Source organism: Streptomyces sp. NC-S4, from assembly GCF_054353315.1.
In genome coordinates this window covers 2,325,167-2,347,824 of sequence record NZ_CM135937.1, presented here as the reverse complement: position 1 = coordinate 2,347,824, position 22,658 = coordinate 2,325,167, and the positions used below count along the sequence as shown (strand labels likewise).

Annotated in this window: 19 protein-coding genes; 11 read left to right on the top strand and 8 right to left on the bottom strand. The window is 74.4% G+C overall.

The window, feature by feature from the left end; translation table 11 throughout:
• Window positions 1-29: 29 nt before the first annotated feature.
• The gene (locus tag ACXNSR_RS10120) at window positions 30-1,553 is read right to left on the bottom strand and encodes an aldehyde dehydrogenase (NADP(+)) (RefSeq protein WP_458641763.1); all 1,524 of its coding nucleotides are present in this window, start codon (window positions 1,551-1,553) and stop codon (window positions 30-32) included.
• 127 nt (window positions 1,554-1,680) lie between these two features.
• Here ACXNSR_RS10120 and ACXNSR_RS10115 point away from each other — a divergent pair, with 127 nt between their 5' ends.
• The 10 genes from ACXNSR_RS10115 to ACXNSR_RS10070 all read left to right on the top strand — a co-directional run bounded on the left by ACXNSR_RS10115 (window position 1,681) and on the right by ACXNSR_RS10070 (window position 12,013).
• On the top strand, window positions 1,681-2,463 hold the full coding sequence (locus ACXNSR_RS10115; RefSeq protein WP_458641762.1) for an IclR family transcriptional regulator: 783 nt from the start codon (window positions 1,681-1,683) through the stop codon (window positions 2,461-2,463).
• Between the two features lie 106 nt (window positions 2,464-2,569).
• Window positions 2,570-3,607 carry a hypothetical protein gene (locus tag ACXNSR_RS10110; RefSeq protein WP_458641761.1) on the top strand — a complete coding sequence of 346 codons (1,038 nt, stop codon included), beginning with the start codon at window positions 2,570-2,572 and terminating at the stop codon, window positions 3,605-3,607.
• Window positions 3,608-3,672: 65 nt separating this feature from the next.
• Window positions 3,673-4,881, top strand: coding sequence for a sensor histidine kinase (locus ACXNSR_RS10105; RefSeq protein ID WP_458643253.1), 1,209 nt, complete (start codon window positions 3,673-3,675; stop codon window positions 4,879-4,881).
• Window positions 4,878-5,591: a response regulator gene (locus ACXNSR_RS10100; protein ID WP_458641760.1), complete on the top strand. Its 714-nt coding sequence runs from the start codon at window positions 4,878-4,880 to the stop codon at window positions 5,589-5,591. Before ACXNSR_RS10105 ends, ACXNSR_RS10100 begins: the two co-directional genes overlap by 4 nt.
• 62 nt (window positions 5,592-5,653) lie before the next feature.
• On the top strand, window positions 5,654-7,102 hold the full coding sequence (locus tag ACXNSR_RS10095) for a peptidoglycan D,D-transpeptidase FtsI family protein (RefSeq protein ID WP_458641759.1): 1,449 nt from the start codon (window positions 5,654-5,656) through the stop codon (window positions 7,100-7,102).
• Between the two features lie 62 nt (window positions 7,103-7,164).
• Entirely contained in the window at window positions 7,165-7,665 is a 501-nt protein-coding gene (locus tag ACXNSR_RS10090; RefSeq protein ID WP_458641758.1) for an N-acetyltransferase family protein, read from the top strand.
• A gap of 68 nt (window positions 7,666-7,733) precedes the next feature.
• Window positions 7,734-8,441: a DsbA family oxidoreductase gene (locus tag ACXNSR_RS10085; RefSeq protein WP_458641757.1), complete on the top strand. Its 708-nt coding sequence runs from the start codon at window positions 7,734-7,736 to the stop codon at window positions 8,439-8,441.
• Window positions 8,442-8,543: 102 nt separating this feature from the next.
• Window positions 8,544-9,605 (top strand): aminotransferase class V-fold PLP-dependent enzyme, encoded by a 1,062-nt coding sequence (locus ACXNSR_RS10080; RefSeq protein ID WP_458641756.1) that lies wholly within the window; start codon window positions 8,544-8,546, stop codon window positions 9,603-9,605.
• A 30-nt stretch (window positions 9,606-9,635) separates the two neighbouring features.
• Window positions 9,636-10,784 (top strand): amidohydrolase family protein, encoded by a 1,149-nt coding sequence (locus ACXNSR_RS10075; protein ID WP_458641755.1) that lies wholly within the window; start codon window positions 9,636-9,638, stop codon window positions 10,782-10,784.
• Between the two features lie 284 nt (window positions 10,785-11,068).
• The gene (locus ACXNSR_RS10070) at window positions 11,069-12,013 is read left to right on the top strand and encodes an SCO1860 family LAETG-anchored protein (RefSeq protein WP_458641754.1); all 945 of its coding nucleotides are present in this window, start codon (window positions 11,069-11,071) and stop codon (window positions 12,011-12,013) included.
• A 124-nt stretch (window positions 12,014-12,137) separates the two neighbouring features.
• Here the strand turns inward: ACXNSR_RS10070 and ACXNSR_RS10065 are convergent, their stop codons facing one another.
• Both ACXNSR_RS10065 and cobC read right to left on the bottom strand, forming a co-directional pair.
• The gene (locus tag ACXNSR_RS10065; protein WP_458641753.1) at window positions 12,138-13,388 is read right to left on the bottom strand and encodes a CapA family protein; all 1,251 of its coding nucleotides are present in this window, start codon (window positions 13,386-13,388) and stop codon (window positions 12,138-12,140) included.
• A 188-nt stretch (window positions 13,389-13,576) separates the two neighbouring features.
• Window positions 13,577-14,998, bottom strand: a complete 1,422-nt coding sequence (gene cobC, locus ACXNSR_RS10060; protein ID WP_458641752.1) for an Rv2231c family pyridoxal phosphate-dependent protein CobC — start codon at window positions 14,996-14,998, stop codon at window positions 13,577-13,579.
• A gap of 142 nt (window positions 14,999-15,140) precedes the next feature.
• Between cobC and ACXNSR_RS10055 the strand changes: the two genes are divergently transcribed.
• Entirely contained in the window at window positions 15,141-15,866 is a 726-nt protein-coding gene (locus ACXNSR_RS10055; protein WP_327734837.1) for a ZIP family metal transporter, read from the top strand.
• A 20-nt stretch (window positions 15,867-15,886) separates the two neighbouring features.
• Here ACXNSR_RS10055 and ACXNSR_RS10050 read toward each other — a convergent pair whose 3' ends face one another.
• The 5 genes from ACXNSR_RS10050 to ACXNSR_RS10030 are packed head-to-tail and all read right to left on the bottom strand — an operon-like array spanning window position 15,887 to window position 22,634.
• The gene (locus ACXNSR_RS10050; RefSeq protein WP_458641751.1) at window positions 15,887-17,377 is read right to left on the bottom strand and encodes a cobyrinate a,c-diamide synthase; all 1,491 of its coding nucleotides are present in this window, start codon (window positions 17,375-17,377) and stop codon (window positions 15,887-15,889) included.
• Window positions 17,371-17,970, bottom strand: a complete 600-nt coding sequence (gene cobO, locus ACXNSR_RS10045; RefSeq protein ID WP_458641750.1) for a cob(I)yrinic acid a,c-diamide adenosyltransferase — start codon at window positions 17,968-17,970, stop codon at window positions 17,371-17,373. The genes ACXNSR_RS10050 and cobO overlap by 7 nt, the downstream gene beginning before the upstream one ends.
• Window positions 17,970-20,105 (bottom strand): putative cobaltochelatase, encoded by a 2,136-nt coding sequence (locus tag ACXNSR_RS10040; RefSeq protein WP_458641749.1) that lies wholly within the window; start codon window positions 20,103-20,105, stop codon window positions 17,970-17,972. Before ACXNSR_RS10040 ends, cobO begins: the two co-directional genes overlap by 1 nt.
• A 55-nt stretch (window positions 20,106-20,160) precedes the next feature.
• Complete coding sequence (locus ACXNSR_RS10035; RefSeq protein WP_458641748.1) at window positions 20,161-21,681, bottom strand: cobyric acid synthase; 1,521 nt, start codon at window positions 21,679-21,681, stop codon at window positions 20,161-20,163.
• Window positions 21,678-22,634, bottom strand: a complete 957-nt coding sequence (locus ACXNSR_RS10030) for a cobalamin biosynthesis protein (protein WP_458641747.1) — start codon at window positions 22,632-22,634, stop codon at window positions 21,678-21,680. The genes ACXNSR_RS10035 and ACXNSR_RS10030 overlap by 4 nt, the downstream gene beginning before the upstream one ends.
• Between the last annotated feature and the right edge of the window lie 24 nt (window positions 22,635-22,658).

Here is a 22,658-nt window from a genome sequence, read left to right as displayed (position 1 = left end):
GCCGGGGCACCGTCGTGGGCGGTCCCCGCTCAGCCCCCGGTGACCTGGCGCGGCAGCCCCAGCGGGTTGGCCTCGCGCAGCTCAGGCGGAAGGAGTGCGTCCGGCACGGACTGGTAGGCCACCGGCCGCAGCCAGCGCTCGATCGCGGTGGCGCCCACCGAGGTGGAGTGCGAGGTCGCGGCCGGGTAGGGGCCGCCGTGGTGCTGGGCCGGGGACACCGCGACCCCGGTCGGCCAGCCGTTGACCACGATCCGGCCCGCCAGCCCGGTGACCTGCCCGATCAGCTCGGCGGCCGGGCCGGGCGCGCCCTCGGACTCGGCCGCCGACAGCTGCAGGGTGGCGCTCAGGTTCCCGCCGAGGCGCCCGAGGACCGCGCCCGCCTCGCCCTGGTCGGCGTAGCGCACGACGACGGTGACGGGACCGAAGCACTCCTCCAGGAGGACGTCGTACGCGCCGCCCTCCAGGAGGTTCTCGGCCCGTACGGTCAGGTAGCCCGCGCCGACGGTGTGCTCCCCGCCGGACCCGGGGGTCACGGGCGCGTCGACACCGGGCAGTGCGGCCCGCTCGCGCACCCCGGAGACGAAGTTCTCCCGCATCCGGTGGTCGAGCAGCACCCCCGGCTCGGTCTCCCCGAGCGCCTTGGTGAGCTCGCCGGTGACCCGGTCGCCGTCCGCGCCCTCGGGGACCAGCACCAGGCCGGGCTTCACGCAGAACTGGCCGACGCCGAGGGTGACGGACCCCGCGAGCCCGGCGCCGATCTCCTCGGCGCGTTCGGCGGCGGCGGCCGCCGTGACCACGACCGGGTTGAGGGAGCCCAGTTCACCGTGGAAGGGGATGGGTACGGGCCGGGCGGCCGCCGCGTCGAACAGGGCCCGCCCGCCCCGGATGGAACCGGTGAATCCGGCGGCCGTCACCAGCGGGTGGCGGATCAGCTCGAGACCGGCGTCGAACCCGTGGACCACGCTGACCACTTCGGCCGGGAGCCCGGTCGCCACCGCGGCCCGGCGCAGCAGCGAGGCGCACAGCTCGGAGGTGGCGGGGTGGTCGGGGTGGGCCTTGACGACCACAGGGCAGCCGGCGGCGAGCGCGCTCGCGGTGTCCCCGCCGGGGACGGAGAAGGCGAGCGGGAAGTTGGAGGCGGCGTAGACCGCGACCACGCCCAGCGGGACCTTGTAGCGGCGCAGTTCGGGGCGCGGCGGGCTGAGGGAGGGGTCGGCGCGGTCGATCCGGATGTCGAGGTAGGCCCCGGCGTCCACGGCGTCGGCGAAGGCGCGCAGCTGGCCGGTGGTACGGGCCAGTTCGCCGGTGAGCCGGCCCGGGCCGAGCGCGGTCTCGGCGTCGGCGGCCTCGATCACGTGGGCGGCGGCCTCGTCCAGCAGCGCGGCGGCGGCGCGCAGGAACGCGGCGCGCACGGTGGCGTCGGCGAGCGGGCCACGGGCGGCGTGGGCGGCCCGTACGGCTTCGTCCACCTCACCGGGTGTGGCCTCCACCGCAACCTGTTCGCGCTGCTTCCCGGTGCGGGGGTCCACACTCCAGACTGGTGTCGTTGTCATGGCCCACTGCCTCCTGGATCGTTCAGTATTCTGAACGCGGTTCCGGTGGATGAATGATCACATCTGCTGTGGACTCTATTTCCGCGTCCTCGGCGTGACAAGAGGCGACCAGAGGGGAAGCAGGCGTATGACGACGACCGAGTCGGGGATCCCCGCCCAGGCGGCGCCGGTCAAATCGGCCGTGCGGACCGTCCTGCTGCTGGAGCACTTCGCGGCGCGGCCGGGGCTGCACAGCCTGGCCGACATCCAGAACGACCTCTCCCTGCCGAAGTCCAGCCTCTACATGCTGCTGCGGACGCTGGTGAACCTGGGGTGGGTGGAGACGGACGCGACGGGCACCCGGTACGGCATCGGCGTACGGGCCCTGCTGGTCGGCAGTTCGTACATCGACGGCGACGAGGTGGTCGCCGCGGCCCGGCCCACCCTGGACCGGCTCTCCGACGACACGACGGAGACCATCCACCTGGCCCGGCTGGACGGGACGAGCGTGGTCTACCTCGCCACCCGGCAGTCCCAGCACTACCTGCGCCCCTTCACCCGGGTCGGGCGGCGGCTGCCCGTGCACTCGACGGCGCTGGGCAAGGCCCTGCTGGCCACGCACACGGACCAGGAGGTGCGGGGGCTGCTGCCGCGGCGGCTGGAGGCGGTCACCGAGCACACGGTCACCGACCGGGAACAGCTGATCGAGGAGCTGGCGCTGGTGCGGGAGCAGGGGTACGCGGTGGACCGGGAGGAGACCACGCTCGGGCTGCGCTGCTTCGGGGTGGCCGTGCCGTACCGGACGCCGGCGCGGGACGCGGTGAGCTGTTCGGTGCCGGTGGCCCGGCTGACGGGGGAGCACGAGCAGGTCATCAAGGCGGCGCTGTTCGAGGCGCGGGACCGGCTGTCGGTGGTCACGCGCCGGATGTGACGCACCGTCCGTGATGTGCGGCGGGCGTTGTTCCTCCCCCGCGCGGGGGAGGCGGTTCCCCTTGCAGGGGGAGGTGACGGGGGCGCGGAGCCGCGACCGTTGAGTCATGAACACGCGAGAGACGCACCCGAGTGACCTGACGGACGTGAAGCGGCCGTCGCCCTCCCGGATGTCGCCGTCCTGGCCGTCGTCCTCCCGGCCGTCGCCCTCCCGGCCGGGGACCGGCCGACGGATCCTGTCGGCGGTGGCCCTGACCGCCACCGTGCCGTATCTGGGGCTCAAGACGGTCTGGCTGTGCGGGGGTCGCCTAGGAATACCCGAGGGCAGCGTGCTGCGGGAGCCGGGCCCGTTCTTCATCGCGGCCAATTCCGTCACGCTTGCCATGGACGCCTGCGTGATCCTGCTCGTACTGGTGCTCACCAGGCCCTGGGGCATACGGGTGCCGGGCCCGCTGCTGACCGTCCCGGTGTTCGTGGCCACCGGGCTGCTCACCCCGATCCTCCTCGGCTTCCCGGGCCAAATGCTCCTGCGGGCGGCCGGCTTCGGGACGGTGGAGATGGGGCAGGCGGCGCGGGAACCCTTCCTGGACCCGTGGGTGTTCCACGTCGTCTACAGCGGATTCACGATCCAAGGACTCGCCCTGGCCGCCCTGTTCGTGCCCTACGCGCGGCAGCGCTGGGGGCGGGCGTGGCGGGGCGTGACGGGGGAGCGGCTGCCGTCGCCCACGGGGGTGGTGGCGGCAGCCGCGGCGGCCGTCGGCCTGGCGGTCGCGGGGGTGCTGCTGTACCGGGCCTCGGGCGGCACCGCCGGTCTGAGCGCCGAGCGGGCGGCCGAGTACTCCGCGGACACGGCCGTGGTCTCCGCGGTCCACGCGCTGTGCGCGCTCGCCGCCGGAGCGGGAGCCGTGCTGCTGGCCCGTGGCGGGACGCTGCGGGCACGGTGGCCGCTGGGTCTCGCCTGGATCGGCGGGGCGGCCACGCTGAACTGGGGGGCATGGTTGGCGATTGCGGGGCTTGGACCGCAGCTGGACGGCGGCGAAGGGCCTCCCGTCACAGCGCTGTTGATCTACGCTGGTCAGATGATCACCGGATTGCTCACCGGCACCGTCCTCATACGGTTCCTCGGCGCCCGCCGCACGGGGTGAACCGGCAGCCGGTGGCGCGGGCCGGGTGGCGCTGGGTGCACCTGATCCTCGGCGGCGCCCTGCTCATGCCGTACTTCCTGCTCGCACAGGTGGTGGTCGGTGTCGTCGCGGGCGGGGTCAACGCGCTCGACTCCGCGCCGCTCACCTTCATCGCCTACGCCGCCTCCCTGCCCCTCGTCGCCGTCACGGCGCTGTTCGGGCCGGTCCGGCCGATGTCGGTGGCGGCCGTCCGGGCCATGTGCGAGGTGCCGGGGGAGCGGCTGGCCGACGGGCCGGCCAGGTCCTGGGCCGCCCGGGGGCGGGCCTCGGCCTGGTGGACCCTGCACCTGGGGACCGGGGCACTGATCAGCGGAATGACCCTCGCGGTGCCGCCCATGGCGGTCCTGCTGATCGCGGTGCCGGTCGTGGGGCGGCTGCGGGACGTCCGCTTGGGGTACGGCTGGTTCAGCACGGAGGCCGACCCGTACGTCGCCCCCCTGGTCGGGATCGGGCTGCTGGCCGGGCTCACCCTGTGCGCGGTCGGCGCCGGGAAGCTGCTGGCCGGGATGGCGCCCGTACTGCTCGGGCCCTCGGCGGCGGACCGGCTGGCGGCGGCCGAGGAGCGGGCCGCCGACCTGGCCGTGCGCAACCGGCTGGCCCGGGAGCTGCACGACGCGGTCGGGCACGCCCTGAGCGCCGTCACCCTCCAGGCCGCCGCCGCCCGGCGGATGCTGGAGCGCGACCCCGACTTCGTACGGGAGGCGCTGGCCGCGATCGAGGACACCACGCGGCGGACGGTGGGTGAGCTCGACGCCGTACTGGGCCTGCTGCGGGACGGTGACGCTGCCCGGCCGGACGCCGCACCCGCGCCCACCCTGGCCGCCGACCTGGAGGGGCTGCTGGCCCGTACCCGGGCCGCCGGCACCACCGTCACCGCGCACCAGGACCCCGGCGCCGCCGGGGACTGGGCCGCCCTCCCGGCGATCGCCTCCCGCGAGGCGTACCGGATCGTCCAGGAGGGTCTCACCAACGCCCTGCGGCACGGGGCGGGCCCGGTGGATCTGCGGATCCGCGTCCAGGCCGGCCCCGACACCGCACACCGTGAACTGGAGATCACCATGACCAATCGGCCGGCGGTGCCCGCCGAGGACCGGGAGACCCGCACCACCGGGGGCCGCGGACTGCGTGGCGCCGCGGAACGGGCCGCACTGCTCGGCGGTGGCGTCGAGGCCGGCCCGCACGGGGACCGGTGGCGGCTGAGGGCCGTCCTCCCGCTCGCCGGAGAGCCCCGATGACCACGCCCCCGCCCACGCCCGCACCCGCACCCGCACATGTCCCCGCGCCGCGGCCGCCGCTGCGCATCGTGCTCTGCGACGACGAGCGGATGGTCCGCACCGCGCTGCGGGTCATCCTGGAGGCCGAAGCGGACCTGGAGGTCGTCGGTGAGGCCGCCACCGGGGCCGAGGCGGTCCCGCTGGTCCGCTCGCTGGCCCCCGACGTGGTGCTGATGGACGTCCGGATGCCCGAGATCGACGGCATCCGGGCCACCGAACAGATCCTCGCCACCATGGCCGAGCCGCCCCGGATCGTGGTCGTCACCACCTTCGAGAACGACGCCTACGTCTACGACGCGCTGCGCGCGGGAGCCGCCGGCTTCCTCCTCAAGCGGGCCGACCCCGACGAGCTGATCGGCGCGGTCCGGCTCGTCGCCCGCGGCGACTCGCTGCTCTTCCCGGCCGCCGTCCGCTCCCTCGCCGCCGCCCACACGGCCGGCGCCCCGCCGGCCGACGCGCCCTGGGTGGCCCGGCTCACCGAGCGCGAGGCCGACGTCCTGCGCCTGATGGCCACCGGGCTGTCCAACCACGAGATGAGCGAGCGCCTCGGTGTCGGACCGCAGACCGTCAAGACCCACGTCGCGGCGGTCCTCACCAAGACCGGCTCCCGCGACCGCACCCAGGCGGTCATCGCGGCCTACGAGGGAGGCTTCATCATGAAGAAAAGCTGAGAAGCCCGCCACAATCGGGGCAGAGCGGAACGGCTGGGGGCGCTGGGACGTCCTTCTGGGGGATGAACAAGACGATCAGGCGTGCGTCGGTCTTCTGTCTGCTCCTGGTGCTGGCCCTGCTGGTCCGCGTCACCTGGGTGCAGGCATACCAAGGCCAGGCCCTCGCAGACGACAAGCACAATCGCCGGAATCTCATCGGGCAGTACGAGAACCCGCTGGGCAACATCATCGTGGGCGGGGAGGCGATCACCGGCTCGGAGAAGACGGGCGGCAAGGACTTCGGCTACAAGCGGACGTACGTCGACGGCCCCCTCTACGCCCCCATCACGGGCTACAGCTCCCAGGCCTACGGCACCACCCTGCTGGAAGGCATCTACAAGAACGTCCTCAACGGCTCCGACAGCCGGCTGAAGACGGTGATGGACATGCTCACCAACAAGCGGGCCTCCCCCGGCAACGTCCTGACCACCATCGACAAGGACGTCCAGAAGGCCACCTACGACGCGCTCCAGGGCAAGCAGGGCGCGGCCGTGGCCCTGGACCCCGTGACCGGTCAGATCCTCGCCGTGGTGAACAACCCGTCCTTCGACCCGGGCAGCATCGCCGGCGCCAACGACAAGGAGGCCTGGGCGCAGCTCTCCGCGGACAACGGCAAGGCCATGGAGAACGTGGCGCTGCGCAAGCCCCAGGCGCCCGGTTCCACCTTCAAGCTGGTCACCCTCGCCGCGGCGATCGAGAACGGCCTCGTCACCGACATCGACCGGCAGACCGGGATCGCCGACCCCTACACGATCCCCGGCACCCGCACCCTGCTGCCCAGCGAGGCGGGCTCCGCGGCCTGCAACAACGTCTCGGTGCGCACCGCCCTGAGGCTGTCCTGCAACAACGTCTTCGCCGAGCTCGCCTCCAAGCTGGGCCAGGACAAGATGCGGGCGACCGCCGAGAAGCTCGGCTTCAACGTGCAGATCGACACCCCGGTCCGCACCAACCCGCCCAGCAAGTACCCGTCGAAGAAGATGTCGATCGACCAGGTCGCGCAGACGGGCATCGGCCAGTTCGACGTCCAGGCCACCCCGCTCCAGATGGCGATGGTGACGGCCGCGATCGAGAACGGCGGCAAGCTCGTCGCCCCGCACCTGGTCTCGGAGGTCACCGACGCGGGCGGCGACGTGCTGGAGAGCTTCAAGGACCCGAAGTCCCAGCAGGTCATGGGAGAGAAGACCGCCTCGATGATCCGTGACGCGATGCGCACGGTCGCCACCGAGGGCGGCGGCAAGCCGGCCCAGGTGTCCGGCGCCGAGGTGGGCGGCAAGACGGGCACCGCCCAGCGCGGTGTCAACAACAGCCTCGCGCCGCTGGCCTGGTTCACCTCGTACGGCAAGTCGAACGGCAAGCAGATCGCGGTGGCCGTGGTGATCGAGAACTCCGACACCGACCGCTCCGAGATCGGCGGCGGCAAGCTGGCCGCCCCCATCGCCCAGAAGATGATGGCGGCGTGGCTGAAGAAGTAGCCGCGAAAGCCGCGTGGTGACGCGCCGGGAACCGTCGGGTCTCCCGGCGCGTTCCCACTCCCATGATCAGAGCCGCGCACCCCGCCGACCTCCCCGCGATCGCCGCCCTGCACACCCGGGCCCGCGCCACCTACTACCAGGGCCACATCCCCGAGCAGGCCTACCCGGGCGACGCCGAGCTCCAGCGGACCCGCGAGGGCTGGTCGCGGGCCATAGCCCGGGACGCGGCCGAGGGCGAGGTGCTCTGCGCCGAGCAGGACGGCGAGCTCACCGGGGTCGCCGCGTTCCGCACGAAGGACGGGGAGACCACGCTCACCCAGCTCCACGTCGACCCCGTCCACTGGCGCCGCGGCACCGGAGCCGCCCTGCACGCCGCCTGCCTGGACGCCTGGCGGCGGGCCGGAATCCGCCGCGTCCGCCTGGAGGTCTACGAGCACAACCTCCGCGCCCAGGCCTTCTACGCCACCCACGGCTGGCTCGCCGATCCGGCGGCCCCCCGCTCGGGCACCCACCGCACCCTCTGGCTGCAGGTGGACCGGGCGCCCGAGCCGTCCGGGGAATGAGACGGGACGGTGAATGGTTGAACCACAAACCGTCTCACCCCCCCCTGAACCCGGAGAGAAGAAGGATCATGCGCGTCGAGATCTGGAGCGACATCGCCTGCCCCTGGTGCTACATCGGCAAGGCCCGTTTCACCAAGGGACTGGCCGAGTTCGCGCACCGCGACGAGGTGGAGGTCGTCTTCCGGTCCTTCGAGCTCGACCCGGGCGGGGCGAAGGGCGTCACCGCTCCCGTCGTGGAGATGCTCGCCAAGAAGTACGGGCGCACCCTCGACGAGGCGCGCGGCATGGAGGAGCACGTCGCCGCCAGCGCCCGCGCGGAGGGGCTCACGTACCGGACCGAGGGCCGCGACCACGGCAACACCTTCGACATCCACCGGCTGCTGCACCTGGCCGCCGCCCGCGGCCGGCAGGAGGAGCTGCTCGACCTCGCCTACCGGGCCAACTTCGCCGAGGAGCGTTCCGTCTTCGACCCCGAGGTGCTGATCGCGCTCGCCGTCGAGGCCGGACTGGAGGAGGCCGAGGCCCGCACCGTCCTCGCCGACGACTCCGCCTACGCCGCCGAGGTCCGGGCCGACGAGCGCGAGGCCGCCGAGCTGGGCGCGAACGCCGTACCGTTCTTCGTCCTGGACCGCCGCTACGGAATCTCCGGCGGCCAGCCGGCCGAGGTGTTCACCCGGGCCCTGGAGCAGGCGTGGGCCGGGCGCGAGGTCGAGGAGCCGGCCGCGGCCGCCGAGGCCTGCGAGCCCGACGGCGCGTGCGCGGTCCCGCAGGCCTGAGGACCGCCCGGGGGACTCCCGGGGGGAGGCCTGGGGGAAACCCGGGGGACTCGGAGGACCCGGCGATGGACTACGGGGAGCTCCTGGCGCAGAGTTGAAGGCATGGATCTTCCGCTCGCCGAAGCGACCCGTGCCGAGTTCGCCCACTCCACCACCTACCTCAACACCGCCAAGTGCGGGGTCGTCCCGCGTTCCGCCGTCGCGGCCGTACGGGAACTGGCCGAGGCGGCGGGGGCCGGGCTCCCCACCGGCTTCGGCGATTTCGACCGCGTGAACGGAGCCCGGGCGGCCTTCGCCCGCCTGGTCGGGGTGGACACCGACCGGGTGTCCATCGGCTCGGCCGTCTCCACCCACGTCGGCCTCGTCGCCGCCTCGCTCCCACCGGGCGCCGAAGTGCTGTGCCCCGAGGGCGAGTTCTCCTCGGTGATCAACCCCTTCGTGGCGCGCGGCGACCTCAAGGTCCGCTTCGCCCCGCTCGAATCCGTCGCCGAGGCGGTGGACCCCGGCACCGCCCTCGTCTCGCTGAGCGTCGTGCAGTCCGCGGACGGCCGCAAGGCCGACCTGGCGGCGGTGCGCGCGGCGGCGACCGCGCACGGGGCCCGCATGCTCGTGGACGCGACGCAGGCGGCCGGCTGGCTCCCCTTCGACGCCTCGCCGTACGAGTACACGGTCGCGGCCGGCTTCAAATGGCTGCTCGGCGTGCGCGGGGCCTCGTACCTGACGGTGTCGCGGGAGGCCCAGCACACCCTCACCCCGCTGCACGCCGGATGGGTTCCGGCGGTGGCCGAGGGGGACGCCACTTACGGGCCGATGACGGAACTCGCCCACGGGGCGTGGCGGTTCGACGAGTCCCCGGCCTTCCTCGCCTACCACGCGTCCCAGCCCGCGCTGGCCCTGCTGGAGCGGATCGGCATCGAGGCCGTCCACGCCCACGACACCGCCCTCGCCGCCCGCTACCGCGCCGGGATCGAGCGCCTGGGCCACGAGCCCGTCCCCGGTGACTCGGCCATCGTCTCCGTGCCGGGCCTCGCCGGCCGGCAGCCCGCCCTGGAGGCGGCCGGCATCGCCACATCGGCCCGCGCGGGTCTCCTGCGGGCCTCGTTCCACCTCTACAACACGGAGGCGGACGTGGACCGGCTCCTGGACGCCCTCTCCGCCTCCTGAAGCGGCCGGGTCCGTGCGTACAGTGCCGCCATGAGCGATGTGAGCGGTGTGGGCGGCCCGGGCCGTACGGGCGGGATCGGCGGCGGGCGTGACGGGCGCGAGGTGCTGCACGTCAAGGGGCGGGTGCTGATCGGGCCCGACGAGGTGCGCGACGAGCTGTGGGTGGTCGGCGGGCGGATCTCCTACGAGCGCCCGCCGGGCGCCCGCGAGATCACCACGGTGACCGGCTGGGCCCTGCCCGGACTGGTCGACGCGCACTGCCACGTGGGCCTGGACGCCCACGGCCCGGTCGACGCCGAGACCGCCGAGCGCCAGGCCCTCACCGACCGCGACGCGGGCACCCTCCTCATCCGGGACGCCGGTTCGCCCTCCGACACCCGCTGGATCGACGACCGCGAGGACCTGCCGAAGATCATCCGGGCCGGGCGGCACATCGCGCGCACCCGCCGCTACATCCGCAACTACGCCCACGAGATCGAACCCGCCGACCTCGTCGAGTACGTCGGCCGCGAGGCGCTGCGCGGCGACGGCTGGGTCAAACTCGTCGGCGACTGGATCGACCGCGAGGCAGGCGACCTCACGGCCTGCTGGCCGCGCGCCGAGGTCGAGGCGGCCATCGCCGAGGCGCACCGGCTGGGCGCCCGCGTCACGGCGCACTGCTTCGCCGAGGACTCGCTGCGCGACCTGGTAGAGGCGGGCATCGACTGCATCGAGCACGCCACCGGCCTCACCGAGGACACCATCCCGCTGTTCGCCGAGCGCGGGGTCGCGATCGTTCCCACCCTCGTGAACATCGCGACGTTCCCGAAGCTGGCGGCGGGCGGCGAGGCGAAGTTCCCGAACTGGTCGGCGCACATGCGACGGCTCCACGAACGGCGCTACGACACCGTCCGCGCCGCCTACGACGCCGGTATCGACGTCTTCGTCGGCACCGACGCGGGCGGTTCCCTGCCGCACGGCCTGGTCGCGGCCGAGGTCGCGGAGCTGGTCAAGGCGGGTATCCCGCCGATCGACGCCCTCTCCGCGACGGCCTGGGCGGCCCGCGAGTGGCTCGGCAGGCCGGGGCTGACCGAGGGGGCGCCCGCCGACCTCGTCGTGTACGCCGCCGACCCGCGGGCCGACGTGAGCGTGCTGGCGCAGCCGCTGCGGGTCGTCGTGAACGGCAGGATCCGGGCCTGAGCCCCGCGGCGGCTCCGGGTTGACGTCGCGTGACGTCCGAGGTCCGTCGGTCGTTGATGACGACCGCACGGGCCCGGTGTCCGTGAAAGAAGAGAACCCGCGTTCCTCGTGAGGCGCAGCGATTCGAATACGCACCCGGAAACCACCCTTTGGGGTGAACTGGCCTCAGGTTGACCCCCGTTCACCCACAGTGCGTAAAGATTCCGGGGTCGAGTCCGTCGGCGCCCGCGATGTCCCCCATCGGCGGCGCGACGGCACCCAACTCCCCGGGGGGTTCCACCACCGTGAACAGCCATACCTTCCGCAGGCCCGCGGCCGTCCTCCTCGCCACGGGAGCGGTGGCCCTGCTCGCCGCTCCGCCCGCCCTCGCCACGGGAGGGGGCGCGGCCGGGGGTGAGGGCAAGGCCGGCGCCGTCGTCCTGCGGGCCGGACTGGACGTGGGCCTGCTCAACCAGACCGTGCACGTCCCGCTGAAGACGAGCCTCAACGAGGTCAGCGCCCCGGCGACGGCCGAGAAGACCGCGCTGACCGTCACCGTGGACGGGGCCGAGGGGAACAACCCGGTCAGCGTGCTGCGCGCCGACGTGGCCACCTCCAAGGCGACCGCCGACAAGACCCGGGCCGAGGCGGAGGCCAACCTCGCCAAGGCCTCCGTCCACGTGCCCGGACTGCCGCTGCTCTCCCTCATCGAGGTGGAGAAGGTCACCTCCAAGGCCGTCTGCGAGGCCGGCAAGAAGCCGGTGGCCAGTGCGAACGCCCTCGGGAAGGTGACGGCGCTCGGCAAGAAGGTCACGTTGTCGGCGGGTGGCCCCACCAAGGTCGAGGTCCCCGGCGTGGGCCGGATCGACCTGGAGCTGTCGGGTACGCAGACCACCTCCACCACGGCCGCCGCGGCCGCGCTGCGCCTGAAGGTGGCGGTGAACCCGCTGAACCTGAACGTGGCGAAGGTCGACGGCGAGATCGTGCTCGCCGAGGCGCACTGCGAGTCCCCGGCGGGTGCGGCGCCCGCGTCGAACCCGCCCGCGGACCCGGACATCAAGTCCCAGACGGGGACCGGCTCCGGTTCCGCCGTGTCCGGCGGCACCACGGGCACCACCGGCACCACCGGTGCCAACCTCGCCGAGACCGGCGGCGGTTCACTGACTCCCTACGTCGCAGGCGGGGCCCTGACCCTGCTCGCCATCGGCGGGGGCGCGCTCCTGGTCACCCGGCGGGGCAGGGCCTCGTAGGGCGACCGGGAGCCCCGGGCCGCCGCCCGGCGCGCCCGCCCCCAGGGAGCGCACGGAGGGGAGTGCTCGACGGGGGACGGGCGAGGGCGGGCGGCGTGCCCGGCGACTCATGGCCGACGGGCCCTCAGCGGGTCGCGTGCTCCAGGCCCTGTCCGGCCGCGCCACGTGACATCACGGCCTCGGTGACCTGCTGGTCGATCCGCGCGTACTCGCTCCGCTTCGCGGCCGGGAGCGAGGTGTCCGAGGCCGCGCAGGAGGCGCAGACGACGCGGAACGGCGGCCCCATGTCCGAGTACTGCGTGAGGTACTCGGCCTTCACGACCTCCCAGCGGCCCGGATGGTCCGCCGCCGGGGAGAAGGTGAAGCGGGGGACCGAGGACTGGTTGCCGCGCAGCTTGTCGGCCGGTACGAAACTGGCGACCTGGTCGCCCATCCCGAAGACCACCCAGGTGCCGTTGATCTTCTCGTAGGGCTGGGGCACGTGGTTGTGCGTGCCGATGATCAGATCGATGGCGGGGAGCCCGTCGGCCGAGCGGGCGGCGGTCAGTGCCTCTGCCAGCGCCTTCTGCTGGTCGTCGGGTGCCGTCTGCCACTCGGTACCCCAGTGGACGCTGAGCACCACCACGTTCGCGCCCTGTGCCCGGGCGGCCAGGGCGTCGGCGATGATCCGGTCCTTGTCGATCAGATTGACGGCCCACGGTTTGCCCGGGGGAAGCGGGATGCCGTTGGTGCCGTAGGTGTAGGAGAGCTGGGCCACCTTCGCCCCGCCCGCCGCGAGCAGCGCCGGGGCCTTGGCCTCCTCGGCGCTGCGGGCCGAGCCGACGTGCGGGACGCCGACCCGGTCGAGGTGCTCCAGGGTGCGGGCGAGGCCCTCGTACCCGTCGTCCAGGGTGTGGTTCGAGGCAGTGGAACAACTGTCGTACCCGGCGTCCTTGATGGCGTCCGCCAGCTGGTGCGGGGCCTTGAAGGTGGGATATCCGGTGTAGGGGCCGCCGGGGCGCCCGTACGGTATCTCGTGGTGGCATATCGCCAGGTCGGCGGCGGACACCAGGGGTTTGACCCCGGCGAGTATCTTCCGGAAGTCGTACTCCCCGGCCTTGCCCGCGTCGTCCGCCGACCGCTGGACGATCGACGGGTACGGGATGATGTCGCCGGTCGCCACCAGCGTGAACGGCTTCCCGGCGGCGGCCGCGGCGGTGCCCTGGGGCGCGTCCGCCTCGCCCCGGCCCGCCTCGCCCCGGCCCGGATCGCCCTGGAGCCGCTGCTCCGTGGCGGGCCCCGCGCCCTTGTCCAGCAGCTGCGGTACGGCGTAGATCCCGCCGCCGACGACGGCCAGCGCGGCCAGAGCCACACCTGTTCTGGCGGATGACTTCATTCCCGACCCCCGGTGTCATGCACTGATGCGGGGATCCTCACCCGGCCCCGCCCCCGCGGCCATCCTAGGGAGCCGTTCGGGTGACGGCACCATCGGCGCTCCGTGAGGACCGCAGGCCGGACGGGTGCCGAGGCGGTCGGCACGCCCGGCCGGGCCCGGCTCACGTCCGGCCCACGGCCGGTTCCCGGTCAGCGCGAGGCCAGCGTGAGGGCGTGGTCCAGGGCCTGGAGCAGCCGGCCCGTCGTCGCCCGGTCGCGCACCGCCAGCCGGAGCCAGGAGTGGTCCAGCCCGGGGAAGGTGTCCCCGCGGCGGACGGCGAAGCCGAGGGCGCGCAGCCGGGTGCGGACCTCCGCCCCGCCCGCCACCCGGATCAGGACGAACGGCCCCTCCGCCACCCCGACGACCGTCACCTCGTCGAATTCCGCGAGCCCGGCCAGCAGGTGCGCCCGGTCCACCGCGATCCGCCGGGCCGCTTCCTCCGCCTCGGCCAGCGCCGCCGGAGCCACACAGGCCTCGGCCGCCACCAGCGCCGGCGTCGACACAGGCCACAACGGCTGCGCGGCCGCCAGTTCCGCGATCACCTCGGGCTCGGCCAGTACGTAGCCGATCCGCAGCCCCGCCAGTCCCCACGTCTTGGTCAGGCTGCGCAGTACCACCAGCCCCGGCAGGTCCATCCGCCCGGCGAGGGCCTCCCGCTCGCCCGGGACCGCGTCCATGAACGCCTCGTCCACGACCAGGATCCGGCCGGGCCGGGCCAGCGCGGCCAGCGTCCCCGCCGGGTGCAGCACGGACGTCGGGTTGGTCGGATTGCCGATGACCACCAGGTCCGCGTCCTCGGGCACGGCCGCCGGGTCCAGCCGGAAGCCGTCGGCCGCCCGCAGCACCACGCGCTCGACCTGGTGTCCCGCGTCCCGCAGGGCCGCTTCCGGCTCGGTGAACTGCGGGTGCACCACGACCGGCCGTACGGCTGGCAGGGCCCGGGCGATCAGTACGAAGGCCTCCGCGGCCCCGGCCGTCAGCAGCACCCGTTCGACCGGCAGCCCGTGCCGGGCCGCCACCGCCGCGCGGGCGCGCCGCCCGTCGGGATACGCGGCGAGATCACCGAGCGAGGCGGCGATCCGCTGCTTGAGCCAGTCCGGTGGTGTGTCCGCACGTACGTTGACGGCCAGGTCCACCAGGGCGGAGCCCGCGTCGATCACCTCGGCGTCCCCGTGGTGGCGCAGGTCGTGCCCGGCCGCCGTGGCCACGGCGCAGGTCGCCGACACCGACCGCCGCTTGGGCACGAGGAGTTCCCCGCCGCCCGCGAGGGCCGCGGCCTCCGCCACCGAGGGGGTACCGGTGGCGGTGCGTGCCGCCTCCGAGGGGTGCGGCACGGTGATGGCGGCCAGCCGGGCGGCGGGGTAGCTCAGCAGGGGCACGCCGAATCGTTCCGCCGCGCCCGTGATGCCGGCCTCGCCCGCCTTCGAATCCACCGTGGCCAGCGCCGTCACCGCCCCCACGGCCAGCCCGGCCCCCCGCAGCGTCTCCTCGACCAGGGCGCAGACCTCCGCGACGGAAACCCCCGCGCGTCCGCCGACCCCGACCACCACCTGCGTCGCGTACTCGCCCACCGGGGGCCATCCCTCCGTAGTCACCGTCACCGTCACCGGCCCGTCACCGGCACATCCCCGGCCGGCCGTCCGTCAACACTCCGCCGCCCGCCACCCGCGCGCGGACGTGCGCGCGGGCCGATGAGTCTGTATTCAGGGGCGCATGGCCGTGATCGTGGCGCTGGGCGCGTTCCTGATGACCCTGGCGGGCGGATGGGCGGCGCAGCGCGTCACCGACCGCCGCCACCTCGTGCTGGGCCTGGCCGGCGGGCTGATGCTCGGCGTCGTGGGCCTCGACCTGCTCCCGGAGGCCCTCCACGCGGCCGGTGACGAGGTGTTCGGCGTCCCGCTCGCCCTGCTGCTCTTCGTGGCCGGGTTCCTCGTCGCGCACGTCGTGGAACGGCTCCTGGCGGTCCGCCAGGCCGCCCACGGCGCCGAGGACGGCGCCCGCGTCCCCCAGGTCGGGCTCACCGCGGCCGCGGCCATGGTCGGCCACAGCCTCGCCGACGGGGTGGCCCTGGGCGCCGCCTTCCAGGTCGGCGGTGGGATGGGCGTGGCCGTGGCGCTGGCCGTCATCACCCACGACTTCGCCGACGGGTTCAACACGTACACGCTCACCAGCCTCTACGGGAACGACCGCCGCAAGGCCCTGATGATGCTCCTCGCGGACGCCGTCGCCCCCGTCGTGGGCGCGGCGTCCACCTTGCTGTTCACCCTTCCGGAGGAACCCCTCGGCGCGTACCTCGGCTTCTTCGGAGGCGTCCTGCTCTACCTCGCGTCCGCCGAGATCCTGCCCGAGGCGCACCACAAGCACCCCGCCCTGTCCACGCTGATGTGCACGGTGGGCGGGGTGGCCGGGATCTGGCTGGTGGTGGGCATCGCGGACTGAGCGCCGGACGGGGACGGAGGTCACCGCCGTGCTGCCGAGGCTTCCGCGAAACGGCGCGCGGCTTCCGCGAAACGGCGCGCGACGGAGGGCTCCGCCGCCCAGTGCGTGTGCAGGTAGCTCGCGTGCACACCCTGCTGCACGAAGCCCTCGACCCGGCGCTCCGGGTGCGTGAACCCCCACGCCGGGGCCGCCCCGGCGCCCGGCTCGACCACCGTCCGGTGGAACTCGTGCCCGCGCAGCCGGGTCCCGGCCCGCGCGAGCGGGCTGTCGGACACCGCCACCGCCTCGCGGTAGCCGAGGGTGAGGCGCTCCGACATCCGCGCGTCTGTGTCCAGCACCCCGCACATGGGCTTCCCGTCCAGCGACCGGCCGAGGTACAGCAGCCCGGCGCACTCGGCGGCGACCGGCCCGCCGGCCGCGGCGAAGGCGGACACGGCCGCCCGCAGCGGTTCGTTGGCGGACAGCTCGGGCGCGTACATCTCCGGGAAGCCGCCGCCGATCACCAGGCCGGCGGTGCCGGGCGGCAGCGCCTCGTCGCGGAGCGGGTCGAAGGTGACGACCTCCGCTCCGGCGGCGGTGAGCAGCTCCGTGTGCTCGGCGTAGGAGAAGGTGAACGCCGGTCCGCCCGCGACGGCGACCACCGGCCGCCTACCGGGGGCCCCGCCGAGGTCTGCCGGTGCGGCGCCGTTGCCGGGGGCGCTGCCCCCGGACCCCCGCGCCTCAAACGCCGGCGAGGCTGAAGTGCGGCCCCAGCTGCGCGTCAGCGCAGCAGCCGGCGACCACGGCTCGCAGTCCAGCGGCGGGGCCGTGCGGGCCAGGGCCATCAGGGCGTCCAGGTCGCAGCCCGCCCGGACCTGCGCGGCCAGCGCCGACACCGAGGCCAGCGCGTCGGCGTGCCGCTCCGCGACGGGGACCAGCCCCAGGTGGCGCGAGGGCGTGGCCACCTGCGGAGCCCGCCGCAGGACACCGAGGACCGGCATCCCGGCTTCTTCCAGGGCCTCCCGCAGCATCACCTCGTGCCGGTCGGAGCCGACCTTGTTCAGGATCACGCCCCCCAGCCGCACCTGCGGGTCGAAGGACGCGAAGCCGTGCACCAGCGCCGCCACCGACCGCGACTGCGAGGAGGCGTCGACCACCAGCACCACCGGCGCCCGCAGCAACTTCGCGACCTGCGCCGTCGACGCCAGCTCACCCCGGCCCGCGGCCCCGTCGTAGAGCCCCATGACGCCCTCGACCACGGCCAGGTCGCACCCGGCCGCCCCGTGCGCGAACAGCGGGGCGACCAGCTCCGGCCCGCACATGAACGCGTCGAGGTTGCGCCCCGGCCGGCCGGTGGCCAGCGCGTGGTAGCCGGGGTCGATGTAGTCGGGCCCGGCCTTGTGGGGGGACACGGCGAGGCCGCGCTCCGAGAAGGCCGCCATCAGGCCGGTGGCCACGGTGGTCTTGCCGCTGCCCGACGAGGGGGCGGCGATGACCAGCCGAGGCACGTTGAACGGGTGCGAAGTCACCACTCGATGCCCTTCTGGCCCTTCTGTCCCGTGTCCATCGGGTGCTTGATCTTGGTCATCTCGGTGACGAGGTCCGCGAACTCCACCAGCTTCTCCGGCGCGTTGCGGCCCGTGATCACCACGTGCTGCGTGCCGGGACGGCTCCGCAGCACCTCGATGACCTCGTCGACGTCGATCCAGCCCCAGTGCATCGGGTAGGCGAACTCGTCGAGCACGTAGAGCTTGTGCGTCTCGGCGGCCAGATCGCGCTTGACCTGCTCCCAGCCCTCCTTGGCCGCCTGCTCGTTGTCGAGCTGCGCGTCCCGCTGGACCCAGGACCAGCCCTCGCCCATCTTGTGCCAGACGACGGTGCCGCCCTCGCCGGAGGCGCCGAGCACCTTGAGCGCGTTCTCCTCGCCGACCTTCCACTTCGCCGACTTGACGAACTGGAACACCCCGATCGGCCAGCCCTGGTTCCAGGCGCGCAGCGCCAGCCCGAAGGCCGCCGTGGACTTGCCCTTGCCGGGGCCGGTGTGGACGAAGACCAGCGGACGGTTGCGGCGCTGGCGCGTCGTGAGCCCGTCGTCCGGAACGACGGACGGCTGTCCCTGAGGCATTACGCGGCCCTCCTGTTGCTGCTGTGGGGTGAAGCGGTGGATGTCACCGCGGTACGTACGTTCTTCACGAGCCCGGCCAGCGAGTCGGCCCGCAGCCCGTCGAGCGTGACGGCGGGCCCGCCGAGGTCACGGGCCAGTACGCCGGCCAGTCCCAGCCGGACCGGCCCGGACTCGCAGTCCACGACCACCGAGGCGACGCCCCCGGCCTGCAGCAGCCGCGCGCTGTGCCCGGCGAGCTCCCGCGGGCTGCTGTCCGTACGGCCCCCGGCGTTCCCGGCCGAGGTGGCCCGCCCGTCGGTGACGACCACGAGCAGCGGCCGGCGCGAGGGATCCCGCAGCCGCTCGATCCGCAGCACCTCGTGGGCCTTCAGCAGCCCGGCCGCCAGCGGGGTCCGGCCGCCCGTCGGCAGCTGCTCCAGCCGGGCCGCGGCCGCGTCCACCGAGGAGGTCGGGGGCAGGGCCAGCTCGGCCGCGGCCCCCCGGAAGGTGATCAGACCGACCTTGTCCCGGCGCTGGTAGGCGTCCAGGAGCAGGGACAGCACGGCGCCCTTGACCGCGCTCATGCGCTGCCGGGCGGCCATGGAGCCGGAGGCGTCGACGACGAAGAGGACGAGGTTGCCCTCGCGCCCCTCCCGCGTGGCCTGGCGCAGGTCGTCCTTGCGGATCACGAGGCCGCGCCCGTCCCGGCCGCGCGCCTTCTGGTGCGGGGCCGCGGCCTGGATGGTGGCGGTCAGGTGCAGTTTCGTCAGGTGGCCGCGCGGGCGCTGGGCGCCGGTGGTGCGGCCGTGGGCGGTACGGGCGCGGGACCGGCGGCCGGACGCGCCCTCGCCGAGGCCGGGCACGGTGAGCATCCTGGTCCGGAACGGCTCGGTGGCGCGTACCGCGGCCTGCTCGGGCCCGGTGTTCTCCTGGGCGGCGGGCTGCGGGGCCTGCGCCGGGGCCTCACCGCTCTCGGCGGTCTCGGGAGCATCGGGGGCCTCGGCCGGGGAGCCCGGGTCCCCCGCGGACTCGGGACCGCCGTCCTGCGGGGGCGTACCGCCCGGGCCGCCGTCGGGACCGCCGTCGTCGGGACCACCGTCACCGGGGCCCTCCGGCTCCGGGTCGGGCTCCGGCTCCGGCTCCTCGTCGGGGAACTCGTCCAGGATCCGGTCGAGCAGGTCCTCGTCCAGCCCCGGCGCGTCGAACGGGTTGCGGCGCCGCCGGTGGGGGAGCGCCAGCAGCGCGGCCTGGCGGACGTCCTCCTTGCGCACGTCGCTCCGCCCGGCCCAGGCGGCCAGCGCGGTCGCGGTCCGGGCCATCACGATGTCGGCGCGCATGCCGTCGACCTCGAACCCGGCGCAGGTCGCCGCGATCTGCAGGAGCGCGGTGTCGCCGAGCGAGACCTTCGGGAGCAGCGTCCGCGCGGCCACCACCCGGGCGCGGACCTCGTGCTCGTCCCCGGCCCAGCGGGTCGCGAAGCCCGCGGGGTCGTCCTCGTACGCGAGCCGGCGGCGGACCACCTCGACGCGCTGGGCGGGCTCGCGGGAGGCGGCCACCTCGACGGTGAGTCCGAACCGGTCGAGGAGCTGCGGCCGCAGCTCGCCCTCCTCGGGGTTCATCGTGCCGACGAGCAGGAAGCGGGCGGCGTGCCGGACGGAGACGCCCTCGCGCTCGACGTAGGAGGCGCCCATGGCGGCGGCGTCGAGGAGTACGTCCACCAAGTGGTCGTGGAGGAGGTTCACTTCGTCGACGTAGAGGATCCCGCGGTGGGCGTCGGCGAGCAGTCCGGGCTCGAAGGCCTTCACGCCCTCGGCGAGGGCCCGTTCGATGTCGAGGGCGCCGACGAGGCGGTCCTCGGAGGCGCCGACGGGCAGCTCGACCATGCGGGCGGGCCGCAGGCCGCCGGGGCCGGGCTCGTGCGGGCCGTCCGGGCAGGCCGGGTCCGGCGCGGTGGGCGCGCAGCTGAACCGGCAGCCCGGTACGACGTCGACCTGCGGCAGCAGCGCGGACAGTGCGCGGACGGCGGTGGACTTGGCGGTCCCCTTCTCACCGCGCACGAGCACCCCGCCGACCGCTGGGCTCACGGCGTTGAGCAGGAGCGCCAGCCGCAGGTCGGTCTGGCCGACCACTGCGGTGAACGGATACGGGGTGCTCATGTGTTGCTCACTCCTTGGAAGGTGAGGGCCGTTGACGTGTGCGGCGCCGCGCCCGTCACGGTGCGCCCGGTGGGAGGAAAGGCAGGCCCGCAGGGGCTCCGCTCTCGATCAGCTTCAGCAGCGCACGCGTGTCGGCGTGTTCTTCGATCAGGTCGCCGAGCAGGTCCAGCTGCTCCTCGCGCAGCGCCGCGAACGAGGTGTCCGGCGCCGGGACGAAACGGCGGCCGGCGGCCGCGGCCACCTCCCGCAGGAACGCCCGGCGGAAGCCGTCCGACTCCAGCGAGCCGTGCCAGTGGGTGCCCCACACCGACCCGACGCGGCAACCGTCCAGGAAGGCCTCGCCACCGAGCACCTCGGCCACGCCGTGGTGGATCTCGTAGCCCGCGACCTCCTCGCCCAGCGCCGAGCCCACCGGTCGGGCCAGGGTCTTCTCCCGCTCGAAGCGGACCCGTACGGGGAGCAGGCCGAGGCCTTCGACCTCGCCCGCCTTCGACTCGACCTCGTCCGAGATCCGCTCGCCCAGCGCCTGGAACCCGCCGCAGATGCCGAGCACCGGCCGTCCCTCGGCGGCCCGCCGCGCCAGCGCGTCGGCGAGCCCGCGCTCGCGCAGCCACTGGAGGGCCTTCACCGTGCCGCGGGTGCCCGGTACGACGACCAGGTCCGCGTCGGCCAGTTCCTCGGCCCGGTCCACGAACCGCACCACGACCCCGGGCTCCGCCGCGAGAGCGTCGACGTCCGTGAAGTTCGACATCAGCGGCACCGCGCACACGGCGACCCGCAGCACGTCCTCGCCCACCGGCGGCGCGACCACGGACTCGCGCACCGCACCGCGCAGGGAGACCCGCAGGCCGTCCTCCTCGTCGATGCCCAGGCCGTGCTGGAACGGCAGCACCCCGTACGTGGCCCGGCCCGTCAGGCCGCGCAGCATCTCCATGCCCGGCTCCAGCAGCGACACGTCGCCGCGGAACTTGTTGACCATGTATCCCGCGATCAGGGACTGGTCCTCGGGGGAGAGCAGCGCCGTCGTCCCGAAGAAGGACGCGAAGACCCCGCCGCGGTCGATGTCCCCGACCACGACCACCGGGAACCGCGCGGCCCGCGCGATGCCCATGTTCACGATGTCGGTCCGGCGCAGGTTGATCTCGGCCGGACTCCCCGCCCCCTCGCAGATCACGGCGTCATACGTGCCCCGCAGCTGCTCCAGGCAGTCCGTGACGATGCCGAGCAGCTGCTCCTGGCGCCCGCCGTGGTAGCCGCGGGCGCTCATCTCGCCGACCGGCTTGCCCAGCAGCACGACCTGGCTGCTGCGGTCACTGCCCGGCTTGAGCAGCACCGGGTTCATCAGCGCGGTCGGCTCCACGCGGGCCGCCTGTGCCTGCATCGCCTGGGCGCGCCCGATCTCGGCGCCCTCCAGCGTCACGAAGGAGTTCAGCGACATGTTCTGCGCCTTGAAGGGCGCGACCTTCACACCCTGCCGGGCCAGCCAGCGGCAGATGCCCGCCGTGACCACGCTCTTGCCCGCGTCCGACGTGGTGCCCGCGACCAGCAGACCGCCACCGCGCTTCGCGCCGTTCATGCGCGTCCCCCTCGTACTCGTGCCACCAGCAGCCGGGCGGCCACGCAGGCGCCCAGGGCCAGCCAGGTCACCTGCCGCGACAGCCGTACCGCCCGTTCGATGTCCGCGACCTCCACCGGCCGCCCCGCCCCGCCGTTCAGTACGGCCCGGTGCTCGACCCGGCCGCCGTACGCGAGGGTGCCGCCCAGTCTGACGCCCAGGGCCCCGGCGAAGGAGGCCTCGACGGGTCCGGCGTTCGGGCTCGGGTGCGCGGCGGCGTCCGCGCGCCAGGCCCGTACGGCGCCCCGCCGGTCGGGGCCGGCCAGCACGGCGGCGACCGCCGTCAGCCGGGCCCCCGGCCAGCCGGCCAGGTCGTCGAGCCGGGCGGAGGCCCAGCCGTAGCGCAGGTAGCGGGGGGACTTGTGGCCGACCATCGCGTCCAGGGTGTTCACGGCGCGGAAGGCCAGCAGTCCGGGGACTCCGGCGACGGCGCCCCACACGAGGGCCCCGACCACCGCGTCGGAGGTGTTCTCGGCGACGGACTCCACGACGGCGCGGGCCATCTGCTGCCCGTCCAGGGCCTGCGGGTCGCGTCCGCACAGGTGGGGCAGCCGCTCCCGGGCCACCTCGACGTCCCCGGCGGCGAGGGCGCCACCGATGGCGCGGGCCTCCCGGCCCAGGGAGGTGCCGCCCACGACGGCCCAGGTGGCGGCTGCGGTCAGGGCGATACGGGCGGCCGCGGGCCGGGAGCGCACGGCTCGGGCGCCCAGCGCACCGACGGCGGCCGCGCCCCCGGCGCACACCAGGGTGTGCAGGAGACCCCGGGCGCGGTCGTCGCGCCACAGGGAGCGTTCGACGGCGGCGGCGGCCCGTCCGAAGGCGGCCACGGGGTGCCCTCGGCGCGGATCCCCGAGGATCCGGTCGCCGATCAGGCCCGCCGTGGCGCCGTACGCGAAGACGCGATCGGCACGCATGGTGGCAGGTATGTCCTCACTCAG

What these genes read in the sequence shown, in the direction of transcription:
- ACXNSR_RS10035 (WP_458641748.1), bottom strand. Translation starts at nt 21,681, where the DNA reads ATGAACGGCGCGAAGCGCGGTGGCGGTCTGCTGGTCGCGGGCACCACG.
- ACXNSR_RS10075 (WP_458641755.1), top strand. Translation starts at nt 9,636, where the DNA reads ATGAGCGATGTGAGCGGTGTGGGCGGCCCGGGCCGTACGGGCGGGATC.
- ACXNSR_RS10110 (WP_458641761.1), top strand. Translation starts at nt 2,570, where the DNA reads ATGAACACGCGAGAGACGCACCCGAGTGACCTGACGGACGTGAAGCGG.
- ACXNSR_RS10080 (WP_458641756.1), top strand. Translation starts at nt 8,544, where the DNA reads ATGGATCTTCCGCTCGCCGAAGCGACCCGTGCCGAGTTCGCCCACTCC.
- ACXNSR_RS10040 (WP_458641749.1), bottom strand. Translation starts at nt 20,105, where the DNA reads ATGAGCACCCCGTATCCGTTCACCGCAGTGGTCGGCCAGACCGACCTG.
- ACXNSR_RS10095 (WP_458641759.1), top strand. Translation starts at nt 5,654, where the DNA reads ATGAACAAGACGATCAGGCGTGCGTCGGTCTTCTGTCTGCTCCTGGTG.
- ACXNSR_RS10105 (WP_458643253.1), top strand. Translation starts at nt 3,673, where the DNA reads ATGCCGTACTTCCTGCTCGCACAGGTGGTGGTCGGTGTCGTCGCGGGC.
- ACXNSR_RS10100 (WP_458641760.1), top strand. Translation starts at nt 4,878, where the DNA reads ATGACCACGCCCCCGCCCACGCCCGCACCCGCACCCGCACATGTCCCC.
- ACXNSR_RS10085 (WP_458641757.1), top strand. Translation starts at nt 7,734, where the DNA reads ATGCGCGTCGAGATCTGGAGCGACATCGCCTGCCCCTGGTGCTACATC.
- ACXNSR_RS10090 (WP_458641758.1), top strand. Translation starts at nt 7,165, where the DNA reads ATGATCAGAGCCGCGCACCCCGCCGACCTCCCCGCGATCGCCGCCCTG.
- ACXNSR_RS10030 (WP_458641747.1), bottom strand. Translation starts at nt 22,634, where the DNA reads ATGCGTGCCGATCGCGTCTTCGCGTACGGCGCCACGGCGGGCCTGATC.
- ACXNSR_RS10055 (WP_327734837.1), top strand. Translation starts at nt 15,141, where the DNA reads ATGGCCGTGATCGTGGCGCTGGGCGCGTTCCTGATGACCCTGGCGGGC.
- cobO (WP_458641750.1), bottom strand. Translation starts at nt 17,970, where the DNA reads ATGCCTCAGGGACAGCCGTCCGTCGTTCCGGACGACGGGCTCACGACG.
- ACXNSR_RS10115 (WP_458641762.1), top strand. Translation starts at nt 1,681, where the DNA reads ATGACGACGACCGAGTCGGGGATCCCCGCCCAGGCGGCGCCGGTCAAA.
- ACXNSR_RS10065 (WP_458641753.1), bottom strand. Translation starts at nt 13,388, where the DNA reads ATGAAGTCATCCGCCAGAACAGGTGTGGCTCTGGCCGCGCTGGCCGTC.
- ACXNSR_RS10120 (WP_458641763.1), bottom strand. Translation starts at nt 1,553, where the DNA reads ATGACAACGACACCAGTCTGGAGTGTGGACCCCCGCACCGGGAAGCAG.